12 protein-coding genes are annotated in these 15192 nt (G+C 31.9%); 2 read left to right on the top strand and 10 right to left on the bottom strand.

The genetic code is table 11. The annotated features are described in order from the left end of the window. Positions 1 to 13 precede the first annotated feature (13 nt). The 4 genes from BN1075_RS01290 to BN1075_RS01275 all read right to left on the bottom strand — a co-directional run bounded on the left by BN1075_RS01290 (position 14) and on the right by BN1075_RS01275 (position 3704). Positions 14 to 529 (bottom strand): peptidylprolyl isomerase, encoded by a 516-nt coding sequence (locus BN1075_RS01290; protein ID WP_040191211.1) that lies wholly within the window; start codon positions 527 to 529, stop codon positions 14 to 16. Positions 530 to 555: 26 nt separating this feature from the next. After that, positions 556 to 1347, bottom strand: a complete 792-nt coding sequence (gene murI, locus BN1075_RS01285) for a glutamate racemase (RefSeq protein WP_040191210.1) — start codon at positions 1345 to 1347, stop codon at positions 556 to 558. A 152-nt stretch (positions 1348 to 1499) separates the two neighbouring features. After that, the gene (locus BN1075_RS01280; RefSeq protein WP_040191209.1) at positions 1500 to 2042 is read right to left on the bottom strand and encodes a TDE2712 family protein; all 543 of its coding nucleotides are present in this window, start codon (positions 2040 to 2042) and stop codon (positions 1500 to 1502) included. Between the two features lie 138 nt (positions 2043 to 2180). Then, positions 2181 to 3704, bottom strand: a complete 1524-nt coding sequence (locus BN1075_RS01275; protein ID WP_040191208.1) for a LexA family protein — start codon at positions 3702 to 3704, stop codon at positions 2181 to 2183. A gap of 189 nt (positions 3705 to 3893) precedes the next feature. On the opposite strand from BN1075_RS01275, the gene BN1075_RS01270 reads away from it, so the two are divergent. Then, a complete protein-coding gene (locus BN1075_RS01270) occupies positions 3894 to 5474 on the top strand; it encodes a MutS-related protein (RefSeq protein ID WP_040191207.1) in 1581 nt (526 codons plus the stop codon). A 47-nt stretch (positions 5475 to 5521) separates the two neighbouring features. Here the strand turns inward: BN1075_RS01270 and BN1075_RS01265 are convergent, their stop codons facing one another. Together BN1075_RS01265 and BN1075_RS01260 are read right to left on the bottom strand one after the other, a co-directional pair. After that, positions 5522 to 6553 carry a DUF2804 domain-containing protein gene (locus BN1075_RS01265; protein ID WP_040191206.1) on the bottom strand — a complete coding sequence of 344 codons (1032 nt, stop codon included), beginning with the start codon at positions 6551 to 6553 and terminating at the stop codon, positions 5522 to 5524. A 43-nt stretch (positions 6554 to 6596) separates the two neighbouring features. Further along, on the bottom strand, positions 6597 to 7673 hold the full coding sequence (locus BN1075_RS01260; RefSeq protein WP_040191205.1) for an ion channel: 1077 nt from the start codon (positions 7671 to 7673) through the stop codon (positions 6597 to 6599). Positions 7674 to 7924: 251 nt separating this feature from the next. On the opposite strand from BN1075_RS01260, the gene BN1075_RS20490 reads away from it, so the two are divergent. Further along, a complete protein-coding gene (locus BN1075_RS20490) occupies positions 7925 to 9934 on the top strand; it encodes a sensor histidine kinase (RefSeq protein WP_052406324.1) in 2010 nt (669 codons plus the stop codon). A gap of 34 nt (positions 9935 to 9968) precedes the next feature. Here BN1075_RS20490 and BN1075_RS01250 read toward each other — a convergent pair whose 3' ends face one another. The 4 genes from BN1075_RS01250 to BN1075_RS01235 form a co-directional block, all read right to left on the bottom strand. Beyond that, positions 9969 to 11228, bottom strand: coding sequence for an ABC transporter permease subunit (locus BN1075_RS01250; RefSeq protein ID WP_040191204.1), 1260 nt, complete (start codon positions 11226 to 11228; stop codon positions 9969 to 9971). Next, positions 11218 to 12270: an ABC transporter permease subunit gene (locus tag BN1075_RS01245; protein WP_040191203.1), complete on the bottom strand. Its 1053-nt coding sequence runs from the start codon at positions 12268 to 12270 to the stop codon at positions 11218 to 11220. Before BN1075_RS01245 ends, BN1075_RS01250 begins: the two co-directional genes overlap by 11 nt. A gap of 2 nt (positions 12271 to 12272) precedes the next feature. Further along, complete coding sequence (locus BN1075_RS01240) at positions 12273 to 13883, bottom strand: sugar ABC transporter ATP-binding protein (RefSeq protein WP_040191202.1); 1611 nt, start codon at positions 13881 to 13883, stop codon at positions 12273 to 12275. Between the two features lie 66 nt (positions 13884 to 13949). Further along, positions 13950 to 15101, bottom strand: a complete 1152-nt coding sequence (locus BN1075_RS01235; RefSeq protein ID WP_040191201.1) for a DUF3798 domain-containing protein — start codon at positions 15099 to 15101, stop codon at positions 13950 to 13952. Positions 15102 to 15192 lie beyond the last annotated feature (91 nt).

The raw sequence follows: 15192 nt of genomic DNA, 5'->3' as shown, positions 1-15192 counted from the left end.
ACCAATCACCTAACTATAATTTCTCTGGCTCGTCGTAATTAACGCCAAAAGTATCAACTGTAACTGATTCCATTACTTGATCTTCATATGGTCTGTCAGATCTGTCAGTTTTAACACTAACTATTGCCTTGGCAACATCTTCACCTTCGATTAATTTACCAAAGGCAGCATATTGTCTGTCTAGGTGCGGTGAGTCTTCAACCATTATAAAGAATTGAGATCCTGCTGAATTTGGATCATAAGCTCTAGCCATTGATAAAACTCCAGTTGTATGCTTTAAAGGATTGTTAAAACCATTAACTCCAAATTCTCCTTTAATTGAATATCCAGGTCCGCCCATTCCTGTTCCATTTGGGCATCCACCTTGAATCATGAAACCTGGAATTACTCTGTGAAATATTAGTCCATTGTAATATCCTTTATTAACTAAACTTATAAAGTTTTTTACTGTATTTGGAGCTATTTCTGGGTATAACTCTGCCTTCATAACTTTTCCATCTGCCATTTTAAATGTAACTATTGGATTCATATATCTTCCTCTTTTCTATCATTATTTTATTTATGTATATCCGTCTCACCTTGTAAAAGGTCATAGGATAATTTTATCAATCGCTCTTCTTTTGAGTTTAAAATTGTAACTTTTCCTTTTTCATCACTTTTATTTAGTAAATCTCTTTGCTCCAACATTCTCTTAAGCTGCCTTACTGTTCCAAGACTTCCATCAATGACAGCCACATCCTCATTAATTACCTTAACTAAAGAATCCTTTATAAATGGATAATGAGTGCATCCAAGAACAACAGCAGATACTCTGCTTTTATCAAGCTCTTTGAACTTATTATGCAAGTAATCTTCTACTAACGGTCCGCTTGTTACACCACTTTCAATAATTTCAACTAAACCATCACATGGCATTGGAATTATCTCCGCAGTCTCACTATATCTTTCTCTTAACTTACTGAACTTATTCTCTGATAAGGTCATTGGAGTAGCCATTATTACTACAACACCTTCTCCGTAATTTTCAACGGCAGGCTTTAGTGCCGGCTCAATTCCTATTATAGGTAATTGTTCTTCATATTTTTCTCTTAAATCATCAATGGCAGCACTAGTCGCTGTATTGCATGCCACAACTACAGCTTTTACCCCTAATGATATAAGCTTATCTATAACATTAAATGATAAGTTTCTAACTTCCTCTGGAGTTTTAGTTCCATAAGGTGCATTCATAGAATCCCCTATGTATATATAGTTTTCGTTTGGCATCAAAGCTACGGCTTCCCTTAAGACGCTGATCCCACCAATGCCAGAATCGAAGAATCCTATACTCAATTGATTTCTGTCCATTCTTTATAACACCACACAACATAGTTTTTAGATAACTTAATATTATCTCTATTATTTATAATACTACACCTATACTTTTATTAAAAGTAGAAGACAAGCATTAAATTATAAAAAATAACAGTATATCCTCAAAATATACTGTTATTTCTTCTCTAACCTTGCAATAATTCTATTGATTTTTCTTTGATATACTCTTTTAAACCTACACCATTAATTGTAGCCTCATCCTCTAATCCATTAAGGTCCACTTTAATTCTGAAGAAGTTTATAACAATCTTATTCTCAAAAATGATGTACTCATCAGAATGCAATGGTGAGAATATTACTTCAATCTCTTCAATATTATTTTTGTTTTCTACACCTTGAAGCTCTTCAACTATGCTGTCTAAGTTTAAAGTCTTTAATGGAGCAGCCATGGCATGCGTAAACTCTAAGTCTTCCATCATCCACATGTTGTTATTCCAGAACTTTTTCTCCTTCTTAGTTCCATCAAAACGCTCTCTGTTTTTAATGGCACTTAGGGCTCTTCTTACTGATTCCTCATTAAATTCTTCATCATAGGCAACCTTTAATCCTGGCATTTCTGCTACATCGTAGAAAAACTTTTCGGATACATTATCCTTCTCAGCAGCAGCCTGCCAATAATAAAGCATCGCTTCCACAGTTTCTAAATTTAATTTCACCCTATTTAACATATTAACTAATCCCCCTTAAATGTGCGTCAAAATATTTCTTTGTGCTAACTCAAATCCTATTAGAATGAGTTTACTATATAATTACCTTCAATAAATTTATATTGAATTTTAAATTATAATCTTAAATATAAATTAGCTTTAGTTAACTGCCTTTATTAAGCCTACTGCCTTACCTATGATGTATGCATTATCTTCTGTTATCTCTATTGGTGAGTATTTATCATTCTCTGGCATAAGCACAGCCTTCTTGCCTTTTACCCATAACCTTTTTAATGTCGCCTCACCATCAATGCTTACAGCTACAATTTCATTATGATTTGCCATTGTCTGCTTGTTAATAACAACATAGTCTCCATCTTCGATATTAACATTTATCATACTATCACCCTTTATCTTTAAGATAAATGGCTGAGCTACTCCCTTTAACCAATAAATAGGTATATTAAATTCTCCCTCAATCTCATCATTAATTAAAATAGGTTGTCCCGCAGCAATCTCATTAAATACCGGCACCTTATTTATTTCTTTTGCTCCGATAATCTCACTAGTTGTATCTGGGTTTAATATAACTTCCTCATAGCTGCTTGTATCAATAGCAAAATCATGAGATACATTATGTTTGAAATCTATATACTTATAAAGCTCAATAAACTTATTGTCCTTCTTTTCTTCAGTCATAAGCTCTTTTCCCCTTGTATCTTCCTCTACATTATTAGTTTCAATATCTATAACTTTGATTTCTTCAATCTGAAGTTTTTTATTTCTTCTATTTAAAACATTGCAGTTGATAACCTTGTACTTTTCTTTATCAAAGTCCGCTGTGCTTTTATTCTTAGTAAAATGTTCTACCCATGGTTTTTCTAACTCAACGTGAGAATTCCTTACCAAGACAAAGTTGCTGTAATCAACATTTTTAAGCAGGGTTCTAATAAATCCAACCTCTTTAACTGTCAGCTCCTCCACATTATCAATAATAATGTGTGTATAACGATTTTTCTGTATATATTCACAGTTATCATATATTAATTTAAACTGATCTATTTCATCTATTAAATTACTTTCAGCTATACAATTGCAATACCACTCATATAGAGCATAAATATGTTCTCTAGCTCTTGAGTTCTTTCGTATAGTTCTGCCTCGCTTTTTTCTGTTAAACTCTTGATACTCTCTTAGTGAATTAAGTTCCATTTCTTTAATGTACATAATTTCATCAAATAAAAAGTCTATATTATTAGTAATAATAATCTTATCTAGCTTTTTTACTGTACCTCTTAAATGATTTATACCTTCTAACAGTAATCCTTTTGCTACTTCATTATCACAAAGTCTATATCCTGACTTTAATAAACTCTGAAGCTCATTAAAACAGTTATCCATAAGCTTTTTCTTTGATAAAACCTCAATTGAATTTGAATTTATAAAAGAGAATAAAGTATTCACCCTTCCACTATCCTCTTGAACCGTTGCCAGCACTTCACTTAAGTCTTCTTTTGATACCACAAGTATATTTTCATCATCTCTTATACAAAAATTATCTTGCAAAAATACAGCTCTAGTTAAAGCTGATGTAGTTTTTCCCATATCAACTTTACCTGTAACTATAAAGTATCTATGTTTTGAGTCTCTCTCAAACTTCTTTAAACCTTCTAATTGCTTCATTTTATTCACCTCCATCCACAAAATTAATATATATTTTTTCTTAATAAATCTTTTAATCCGTTAAACAATATTATAGCATAATTCTTTATATACTCCTATTGAATTTATTGACCTCTACATAAACAGTATAACTTCTCTCCACTTTATGGTATTATCATATTTAAGATGTTATTTAAAAGGAGTAATAAAATGAGTTTTTCTTTATTTGATGCAGGAAAAATACAAATAATAAAAGATGATTATCGTCGTGAAAAAACTAGAGAAATTAATTTTAAAAATATAAGACGAATTTATGATTTAAGACCTAAGTCTGAATACACCCTTGATGACCAAAGTTTTTCGGACCTCGATCTTCCTAGTGTATATAAAAAGATTGATAAAACCTATACTACAGCAGGAGAGGCTGCTCTTTACACTTTAATTCGAAATTTAATTATAGATGAAAATGAGTTAAACGGCCGTGAAAAGCTAATTGATTTCTTCTGCAAAAACGAAGATCTCAGAGCTGAACTTCAGGTGCTTTACTTCAACATGGGCTTTGATAATAAGAACTCCTTCATTGATATGCTTCAGGATTATTTAAAAGTTAATAAATTAAAATATTATTTATATACCTTTCTTGGTAAATTAGTTTTACCTCTTACAATAATCTTAACCCTAATATATAGACAGCCAGCCTTTATCTTATCCTTCTTTATAATGGTTTGGATAAATGGTTCTATCAATATGTTCGAAGGAAAAAATGTTAAGGACAGAGGACTTCTTTATCTTAGAAAACTTATTGTAGTTGCTAAAAAACTTCAACACTTCAAGGTGAATGAATTAAAGGAGTATCAGGATTCAATAAAAAATATCCTAGATAACATAAAAGTAATTGATAAAAGCACACGAATTTTTGGTTTAAGCTATAATTTCAGTGGTATTTTTGAATTAATATCAGTTCCTTTACTTTTAGAGGAAGCCGCCTATTACAAATTAAGCAGTGAACTTAAAGATAAAAAAGATCTGCTTCTAGATCTATACTATTTAGTTGGAGAAATTGAAGCCTTTATTTCAATTTCAAGTTATAAATCCTTAGTAAAAAACTCTTGCTGTAAGCCAAAATTCTCAAAGAACATAACCTTAAATATAAAAGAAGGTATCCATCCTCTAGTTGAAAATCCTGTTGCAAACGCAATAACTATAGATAAGCATGGCATTATCCTTACTGGAACAAATATGTCTGGTAAATCAACCTTCCTAAGAATGTTAGGACTTAATATTGTATTTGCCCAAACTTTTAATTTTGTTCTTGCTAAAAGCTATGAATGCTGTTTCTTTAATGTGGTTACCTCTATAAGTCCAAAGGATGATGTAGAGCAAGGAAAAAGCTACTATCTTTCAGAGGCTGAATCAATTCTTCGTATAATTAAAGCAACTGAAAAGCCTATTCCAGTTTTCTCTGCCATCGATGAAATTTTCAGAGGAACAAATCCCGTTGAAAGAATTGCAGCCTCAGCTGAAATTCTAAGATATATTAACGCAAATGGGGCAATTTCAATAGTTGCTACCCACGACAGAGAACTTGCTGATATCCTAAAAGAAAATTATGATTTTTACTTCTTTAGTGAAGCTGTTGATAATAAAGAAGGATTATCCTTTGATTACAAACTAAAAAAGGGTGTATCCCAAACCAGAAATGCCATTAAGCTTTTAGATTATATTGGCTATCCTAAGGATATCGTCAAAAAATCATATGATAGAGCTAAAACTATTGAAGGTTTTATCTAAAAGAAAAACACCACTGCACTTTTTAAAATGCAGTGGTGTCTATTTTATCACCACTTATTCATTACTCTTTCAGCAAATCCTAAGAAATCCTTAATCTCAATTTTTCTTCCATCATCTAATACTACAGTTCCTGTGAATTTTCCAAACACCTGATGCTGATCACTTGCAATAATCCCAACAGAAGTGCTGTCCTTTCTATCAATGATTGGAATAAAATTCATCGTAAACCTATTATCATTAGAGGTAAATGTCCAAGGCTTTTCATACTCAAATTCACCACCTGATTTTGGAATGTTAAATATAACTTCGTCTAACTTATGTGCAACCCCATCATAAAATACCATGTTCTCTGTGGCGTCAGAAGTGTCACCAAAGCCGTAACCTATATTAAATCCAAAAGGTATTCCATCAACCTTACCTGAAGCTGAACCCCAATACCACGTATTTTTATATGTCCATACTCCTCTTCCCCAATCTAAAACTCCCATGGATGAAGAGTTATCAAATAAAATTTCCCTATCTCCATAAACAGCCTTTCCCTTTGCTTCCATGCAGTTTATTTTCTGATTATAATAAAATGCTTTTTTATCCTCCTTAAAAGGTGTAGCTATAACCATAGAATCCCTTGGTTCATTACTTAATATGAAACTACAGAAAAAATCCTTATCCTTATCAAATTTCTTCATATTACAATCTAATCTTCGTTCCTTGCCATCATTCTTAAAGCTGATTTGAATTCGATTATCCTTATATTCCACATCTCCTTTTTGAGACGTAGCTGGTAATCCCAGCTTTCCACAAGTAAAAAACTTCATCACACTAGTAGTTTTAAAATATGGCTTTTTAAAATCCAGAAACGATACACTTAAAAGAGCCATATATGAGTTATCAGCTATTGTTAAAGCAACCCCATAATCATCATTTGTAATAAGATAATAGTCCCACTCCTTAATTCTATATCCTGCTGCTTTTATGTCTTTTCTTGAATAATCTAATATAAGACTTGTAGCATACCCTCTATTGGTCAGCTCACCTCTTTCATTCAAAAGCCTCGCTTTCTCCATTATCTTATTCTGCATAAGAAACACCCCCTTACATTAAATATATTCCATTTTTTTCTTTTTATCTAGTCATTTTTCTTACTAAAGTTGATGTCCAAACTCCTACCATAAATACTCCAATGATGATTTCCAAAATAGAAATGACCATCCCTGCCGCATTAACAACCATAATATCTCCATATCCAACCGTTGCAAAGGTTACTGTACTGAAATATACAGCATAAACAAATAACTTAATAAACCCTCTGCTATCTAAGTTATTTATAATAACATTAATGCTTATTACTTCATTACTGAAGGTTTTTAACCCTGTAATCATATATAATATTCCAAAAAACACTATTAATATTAAGGATAGTATGAAGGTCCTTGAAGGCTTCTCTCCATAACCGCATACAATATCATAAATACTTGATAATATTCTTCTCTTCCCCCTTAATGTTTTGTGAAAGGCTCTTTTGCCTTCGTAAAAGCATACTCCATATTTACCACTTACATCATTCCTTCGAAATTGAGCCCCTAATTCCATATATGTATTGCTAATGCTTAAGCCTATCACGTTTTCTGCTTCTATATTGTCTTCCAGCTCACGGAATTTTTTATAATTAAATCTTCCAATATATGTACCATAATTTAATTTTGTAAAGGACTTTTCATTTATAAAATCAATTTCAAACTTCTTATAATTATCATCTATTACTGCATTCATAAGGCTACAATTTTCTTCAAATGTCACAGCCTCATACCTGTTCCCAATGAAACTGCTACCATTCATAAGTGTATTATTAAACCTAACCTTTATTAAGTTTGTATTGCCAATATAAAGCTTTTTCAAATTGCAGTTCAAAACATTTACCTTATGGAAATCACAAGAGTAAAATTTTAAACTTCCTTCAAATTGAACTGTACAATTTATAAAATTGCAATTCTCAAAACTGCATAACTCAAAAATGGTAACGTTAAAAGCATAGCCCTCAAAATTCATATTCTTAAAACTGCAACTTTCAAATTTTCCATTACTAAAATTAGCAGAATTGATTTCCTCTAGACCTTCACCAAAATTAATCTTTTTATAAACTGTATCTTTAAAATTCTCATAATTTTTATTTGTACCTATTCTTTTTTTTAATAAATTCATAATTTATACCACCAATGTTTTTGTTATATCAGTTAGTATCTTCTCAAGATATAAAAACTATATACAAATTAATTGCAAATCCATAAATATTCTATACTTTTCATTCTTGCTATAATATAATTATATTGTCGATATTTGGATGATAATTTATAGTATAATTCATTATCATGTGGCACTAAGTAAATAATTTTAGACTAAAAACTTGTACTGTAAAGTTTTACCACAAAAATATAATAATGAAGGAGGACATTATGGATACCTATACTTTTCTTAATATATCCTATAAAAAATTAAAATGTACGCTATTTTTAGTAATCATTTTTTTATTTTTTCCATATAATAATGCCCTTGCTTCTACAGTTAACTCTGATACTTTAGATTTTAATATTAAATATAAAGAAATTTTAATATTAACCTCCAATGCAGATAATATGCTTTGGGAAGGAAAACTTCTTAAATACCTCTCACAGCAATTCTCTTCTGATAATTCCCTAAAACTATATACTGAAATTCTATCATCCGTTAATAATGATGAAGAATATATGGATAAAGAAGCTGAACTTCTATTTATGAAATATGCTAAGAATAAATTTAATTTAATTTTATGCCTTGATGATGAATCCATAGAATTTGTTGCAAAATATTATAATAATAAAGCTTTATATAATACACCCATAGCCTATTGTGGTGTAAATGAGCTTTCAAAACTTAATAGATACCCATACAACTTTTTTACTGGTGTATTAGAGTCACCCAATCTAAGACTTTTAATTGATAGTATTCTAAGTACATATCCGGAAACAACTAATATAAATATTGTTTTAGATGAAACAATATCATCTAAACAAATTAAAAAGTTATTTTATAATATTTCACCTTATTATAGTTCTCAAGTCAAATTCAACTATATTAGCAGTAATAATATTGAAGATATTTCTTTTGCTTTAAGTTCTAAAGGAAATGATTGTCCTTCAATTTTAGTTGGTAACTTTAATAATGCTTCGAATACAAGTATTAATCCTGAAGATACTGTAACCATTTTAAAGAAGTCTTACTCTGGCCCTTTATATACTCTCAATCACGCCTACATTGGAAAGGGGGCTCTAGGAGGATATTTACTCTCTCCTGAAAATCATGGTAAACTGGCTTATGAAGTTGCAACCAGAATCTTAAATGGAGATCCACTCCATTCCATTTCACCAATTTTAGATTTAGATTATATGTTTATATTTGATTTAAAAGAAGTTTCTTATAATGGAGTTGATAGAAAGACTCTGCCTAAGAGCTCTATTTATGTTAATGATAATTGGATTAACCGTAAATTTTCAGCACCAGTAGTACTCCTTCTTCTTATAGTATTATTCATCGTAATAATACTAATGATGTTTTTTGCTATTAAGAAAACTGAAAATGAAAAAAAAGCTAACCTGGCAAAGGCTCGATATAATGAAGCAATGGTTAATGATAAGATAAAAACCGAATTTATAACCAACTTTTCTCATGAAATAAGAACATTATTAAATGTAATGCTATCAAGTCTACAGCTTTTAGATATATATAAGGATAATGGTAAAATTATCTTCACAGATGATAAAGATGCAACGAAGTTATCTTATATTAGACGAAATGGCTTTAGACTATTAAAGCTCATAAATAACTTAATAGATATTACAAAACTAGAATCTGGCTTTTATCATACTGAATTTGAGGTTCAAAATATAGTTGATATCATAGAGGATATTACCTTATCCGTAGTAGAATATGCAGAAGCTAAAAATATAACTATAATTTTTGATACCAATGATGAAGAATTTTTAATGCCCGTTGATGTGGAAAAACTAGATAGAATAACGCTAAACCTACTCTCAAATGCTATTAAGTTTACACCTAGTGGAGGCTGTGTCTATGTAACTTTAACTTGTAATAATGATACTATTGATATATCAGTAAAAGATACTGGTGTTGGAATTTCAAAAGAGGAACAAGCACTTATTTTTAATAGATTTATCCAAGCCTCTAACACAAATTCCGCCAGTACTTCCGGCAGTGGTATTGGTCTTTCATTAGTAAAATCTTTAACTGAACTTCTTGATGGTACCATTACTCTTAATAGTGAACTCAATATGGGTTCAGAATTTATAATCACTCTGCCAGTAAAAGATTTTGATAAAGCTTCAGAAGATGCCCTTATCCAAGTCAATGCAAAGCTTGCTAACCATAGTGATAAAATAAAAGTGGAGTTTTCCGATATAAATCTATAAAATAAAGCAGAAGCGATTTCGCTTCTGCTTTATTTTACACCCTTAGTTCTTCCTTGGCTTTAACGTGTTCCTTCCAGGCATAAAGTACTAATGAAACACAGATTACCCCATATGATACAAACACTCTAAAATATTCTCCAATCTGAGCATTATTAAATAAATTCTTACCTGCTGTAGGTGAAACTATAAATAACATATGGAAAAGAATCACTCCTAATATAGCCTGTTTATTTGTTGCTTTAGACACAGTTGCGCCACCAATTAGAATAGCGGCAATAGCAAACATACCCACCTGCTCATGGCTTCCGTAAGTATTTAAGGTTCCGATATTCTGTAGGAATATTAACTGACCCCATCCAGCTAACACCGTAGAGATAATGATAGCTTTTATTCTAGTTCTATCAACATTTATTCCCGATGCATTAGCCACAACTGCATTTTGACCTACTGTCCTAAAATCTTGACCAAGTTTTGTTTTAAATATCAATATATTAAATAGACATAGTAACCCAATAACTATTAAAGTAAATATAGGCACCTTTACCTCATAAAGCACTAAAGCTATAGAATTAATTTGGCAGCCAAAGAAAACTATGATGCTTATTACTGCATAAAATACTAATTTAAATCCTATCTTCTTATTCATTGTTTTAAATTTATATATAGCAAAAGCTACTACAGCTATTAGACATATTATAGCCAAATAATACACTACATAGTAAAGAGGAAACTTTATAATATTATCTAAAGCATATTTTATTCCACCATTTAAATCTACAGTGTTCTTAATTCCAACACCTCCACTAATCATCAATACAGGATTTTTCATAGGTATTACAGTTCCAACTAAAAACAAGAATAAAAGCATATATAATCCATTGGCAAAGAACCCCAAGATCATACTTGTAATCATTTCCTGACCTTTAGTTTTATTCAGTATTTTGCCTGTGAAATACCCAAATAAAATTGATAGTGGCGTAGATAATACAACACATAATACAAATCCCGGAATGCCTGTAATCCCCCAATGAGTAACTGCAATTATAACTATTTGTGCTGCCATTGCGCCAATTACAATACCAAAATTCAACCCCATGCCTGCTACTACTGGAATAATTAAAGCTAATACAAGAAATGTATTTCTACCTATTCTTGCAACTAACTCATTTAAAACTAACCCAATTGGCAACCCTGATACACTAAAGCCTACAATACATAAAACAACAAATACAATAGTCACCATATTATTAATTGTATATTTTTTCAAATCTTCTAAAGTAAACTTACTTTTCATTTCCAGCACCTCCCCTTGCCTTTGTCAAAGCATAGATTATGATACCATTGCTTACAATTAATCTAATAACCTCTGAAATATTACCTTCAGAAATTATTTTATTAATAACAGGAAGTCCAACAGTTAATAACCCTTGATATAAGAAGGTACCAATTATAACGTGGGATATCTTAACCTTGTTAACTGATGCCCCACCTATAAGAACTGCTGCAACCGCTGTAAGACCCATCATCATAGGTGCTTGATATAATTGAAAGAATCCATAGCTTTGAGAATAAACCATTATCCCAATCGAACCTAGTGCAGTAGAAATTATAGTTCCTATCATTCTCATCTTATTTACCTGAATAGCTGATGCCTTAGCAAACTTAGGATTATCTCCCTCTGCAGTCATCATTATTCCTGTTTTAGTTTTAGTGAAGAGCCACATTAGGAAACATCCTATGAAGAAGAATAAAAGCAATCCTGAAGGTATTTTTACACCCCCAATATTAAAACTCCATAGATTATCTAAAATACCAGCATATCTATGCTCTAGTGTTATAGTTGTTCTTAAGCCTGTACCTATTGGCCACTTTATCTCATTACTTTTAAACGGCAGAAGCAGCCACCCAATGCACATTAATGAAACAGTTGAAAATCCTGCATAGGTTGCTATCATCATCTCTGAACCCTTTACTCTGTTTAAAAGTGCTCCATATAGATACCCAAATACTATAGCAATTGGAATTCCAATTAAGGTTCCAACAGCAAATCCAACGCCACCTGATAAGTTAAACTCTATACTTATAAGTCCCCCTAATATACCTGCTAAAATCCCAACTGGCAATCCAAAATTCAAGCCAATACCACATAAAATCCCCGGCACCATAGCTAAAACTAATATTCCATTCATTCCAAACCTAACTAAAACGTCAGAGATAAGACCTGGTATAGATAAATTTAAAGGGACCGCCATAAAGCACAAAATTAAAAAGAATAGTGCAATAATAATTCTCGGTAATCCAACTTTATTTATAAATAATTTTATTCTTTCCTTCATTATTACAAACACTCTCCTTCCTCTACTGGAATATCTAATCCAGCCATAAGAAGCCCAAAATTCGCATCCTTATCTTCTGGTTTTAGAATTCCTGCTACCTTACCTTCAGTAATCATGGCTATCCTGTCACATACACTCCTTAACTCCGCAAGCTCACTAGATGTTACAATTATTGTCATACCTGCCTCTTTATTCAGCTTTACAAGGGTATCAAGGACTAATTTTTTAGCTCCTATATCTATCCCTCTTGTTGGTTCGGATACCATTAAAATATTAGGTCTTAGCACTAATGCTCTAGCAATACAAACCTTCTGCTGATTTCCTCCACTTAAGCTCTTAGTTGCTTGTGTTGCTCCTGTACACCTTATATCAAGAAGCTTAATCATATCGTTAGCACATTTTCTTATTCCTTTAGAATCCCAATACTTTATCCCTAAAAAATTCTTTAGAAACTTATTGTTAATCTGCATTGCTGTAACAACAATATTTAATTCTATAGAACTATCCAATAATAGACCTACGCCCCTTCTGTCTTCAGATACGAAGCCTAACCCACTATTTAAAGCTTCCTTTGGATTATTTAATCTTAGAAGCTTATCTTCTATATAAACTTCTCCACGACTTTCATATAATCCCATAATTCCATTAGCTATGCCTATCTTCCCTTGACCTGCAAGTCCTGCCAGACCTAGTATTTCACCTTCATAAACTTCAAGATTAATGCCTTTTACTCTTTCTCCTGGCATTTCAACATAAAAATCTTTTAGTCTTAATATTGGCTTGTTACTTTCTTTCTTTTCAGCTTCACTTTCTTTTTGAGTTATCTGAAGTTCTCTTCCTACCATTAATTCAGCCAACTCTATTACATTTGTTGAAGTTTTACTTAGAGTTTTTACTAATTCTCCGTCTCTTAAAACAGTGATATTATCAGCAACCTTCATTACCTCATCTAACCTATGGGTAATAAAAATAATTGCAATGCCCTTCTTAGCAATTTCAACCATAGCATCCATTAAAGTTTCCGCTTCACTTTCTGTAAGTACAGCTGTAGGTTCATCAAAAACTAATACCTTCATATTACTTTTATCTATTTCTCTTGCAATCTCCACAAACTGCATATATCCAACTGGCAACTCTGAAATATAGGTTAATTCATCAATGCCAATACCAATAGTATCTAACGCCCTTCTTGCATCCTGATTCATAGCTTTATAATCTAAACTCTTAAGACTTTTGCTATTTCTAAATACTGTGGTCACTAAGTTTCCTTTTGTAATTTCTCTATTTATCTTTATATTCTCTGTAACAGTAAACCCTGGTATAAGCATAAATTCTTGATGTACCATGCCTATTCCATTATTCATTGCTTCCATAGGTGACTTTATTTCTATTATGTTATCTTGAAGAAAAACTTCACCATGAAATCCCCCTGTGCTATGTATTACAGGCATACCAAATAAAATATTCATTAGTGTTGATTTTCCTGCCCCATTTTCACCTAACAGTGCATGAATCTCCCCTTGTTTAATGTCTATATTTATTCCTTTAAGTACAGGATTCCCAAAGTATTCTTTACTAATATTTTTCATTGATAATACGTAATTACTCTCCATGACACTCCCCCAATGTATTATTATTTTAAAAATCCTCAGAGGTTTCCCTCTGAAGATTAAAATATACTAGAAGTTTATATAATCTGATAAAATTAAATAGTAATTATCATAAGTCTTGCCTGACCCTGCATCAATATATGGAGTAATCTTTATCTCTGCATCATCAAGCAAGCTATTAAGAATTTCTGTAAGTTTAGCTTTGTCATTTTTGCCATCTGTTTCTCCATCTAGGAATGCCATAGCATACTTAACTCCACCCTCAACAAACATCATGTTTATTGGCACTGGCCAAGTTGAGAATCTGCCTTCTCCCCCACCAGCTTTAATTTTTTCACCTATTTGATCTACAATGTAAGCTACATCACCCTTCTTATCGTCTGGAATTTCAATTCCTAAAGCACCTGGATAAGCATGATAAGGAGATGGACAGCACTGTTGAGGGAATATAGCTCCTTCTTTAAGTACCATTTTTATAAGTGGCTCCTGCATTGAACAGTTAGTTGAAAAGAACGCTGTATCCTTTCCATATTCAGCAACCTTTCTAGGAACATCCTCTAATATGAATTGTTGTGCTCCTGGAACTCCAGCATCTCCAGTTGGGTCTGGTGCTGTTGCATCAACGAATTTAATTCCTTCCTTTTCACAAGTCTCTTTAAATAAATCTCTTCTCTTTGCAAGCATTTCATAAGACATATGTCTTGGGAATGTATAATGAACAAAAGTCTTAGCACCTTGCTTTTTAGCCTGTTCTATAACACTTACTCCCATTCCTAATTCATCAGCCTGTAAAATAACATCAGCTTTTCCACCTATCATCGCTGGATCTTCTCCTGGAACCCCCGCGATAAACAACATATCTGGATTAGTTTCTCTTACTTTATCAATTGCTGCTGATGCTCCTGGTACTGCTTGAACGAATATAATAGCCTTAACATCCGGATCAGCTGCTAACGCTAATGTATTAGCTATAGTTGTCTCCTGTTCTTTCATAAAACTATCTGGATATGTTTGTAATACAATCATATCTCCATATTGTTTTTTCATATTCTCAGCTGCTCTGTACTCTTCTTCCCCTTGTGAAACTGTCCCTGTAATTATTCCTATTTTGTAGTCTTTTCCCTTGCTGCCTTCCTCTGATGTAGGTGCCTTAGGTGCACATCCTGCTATGCCTACAATCATAGCTGCTGACAAGCAAATTGCAAGAAGTTTCTTTTTCATTAAATTACCCCCTTGTAAATTATAAAATAGGTAACTAGGTAGTAGTTGAATGTGTACATGACCTGAATATACCCTTGGTAATCATTTATAT

Source organism: Clostridium culturomicium (genome assembly GCF_000821305.1).
In the GTDB taxonomy this organism is placed as follows: domain Bacteria; phylum Bacillota; class Clostridia; order Clostridiales; family Clostridiaceae; genus Clostridium_J; species Clostridium_J culturomicium.
The sequence above is the reverse complement of the archived record's forward strand: the minus strand, read 5'-3'. Positions and strand labels throughout refer to the sequence as shown.

Coding starts and splice junctions, on each gene's coding strand:
- BN1075_RS01290 (WP_040191211.1), bottom strand. CDS start 529: ATGAATCCAATAGTTACATTTAAAATGGCAGATGGAAAAGTTATGAAG.
- murI (WP_040191210.1), bottom strand. CDS start 1,347: ATGGACAGAAATCAATTGAGTATAGGATTCTTCGATTCTGGCATTGGT.
- BN1075_RS01265 (WP_040191206.1), bottom strand. CDS start 6,553: ATGCAGAATAAGATAATGGAGAAAGCGAGGCTTTTGAATGAAAGAGGT.
- BN1075_RS01270 (WP_040191207.1), top strand. CDS start 3,894: ATGAGTTTTTCTTTATTTGATGCAGGAAAAATACAAATAATAAAAGAT.
- BN1075_RS01275 (WP_040191208.1), bottom strand. CDS start 3,704: ATGAAGCAATTAGAAGGTTTAAAGAAGTTTGAGAGAGACTCAAAACAT.
- BN1075_RS01280 (WP_040191209.1), bottom strand. CDS start 2,042: ATGTTAAATAGGGTGAAATTAAATTTAGAAACTGTGGAAGCGATGCTT.
- BN1075_RS20490 (WP_052406324.1), top strand. CDS start 7,925: ATGGATACCTATACTTTTCTTAATATATCCTATAAAAAATTAAAATGT.
- BN1075_RS01245 (WP_040191203.1), bottom strand. CDS start 12,270: ATGAAGGAAAGAATAAAATTATTTATAAATAAAGTTGGATTACCGAGA.
- BN1075_RS01260 (WP_040191205.1), bottom strand. CDS start 7,673: ATGAATTTATTAAAAAAAAGAATAGGTACAAATAAAAATTATGAGAAT.
- BN1075_RS01235 (WP_040191201.1), bottom strand. CDS start 15,101: ATGAAAAAGAAACTTCTTGCAATTTGCTTGTCAGCAGCTATGATTGTA.
- BN1075_RS01240 (WP_040191202.1), bottom strand. CDS start 13,883: ATGGAGAGTAATTACGTATTATCAATGAAAAATATTAGTAAAGAATAC.
- BN1075_RS01250 (WP_040191204.1), bottom strand. CDS start 11,228: ATGAAAAGTAAGTTTACTTTAGAAGATTTGAAAAAATATACAATTAAT.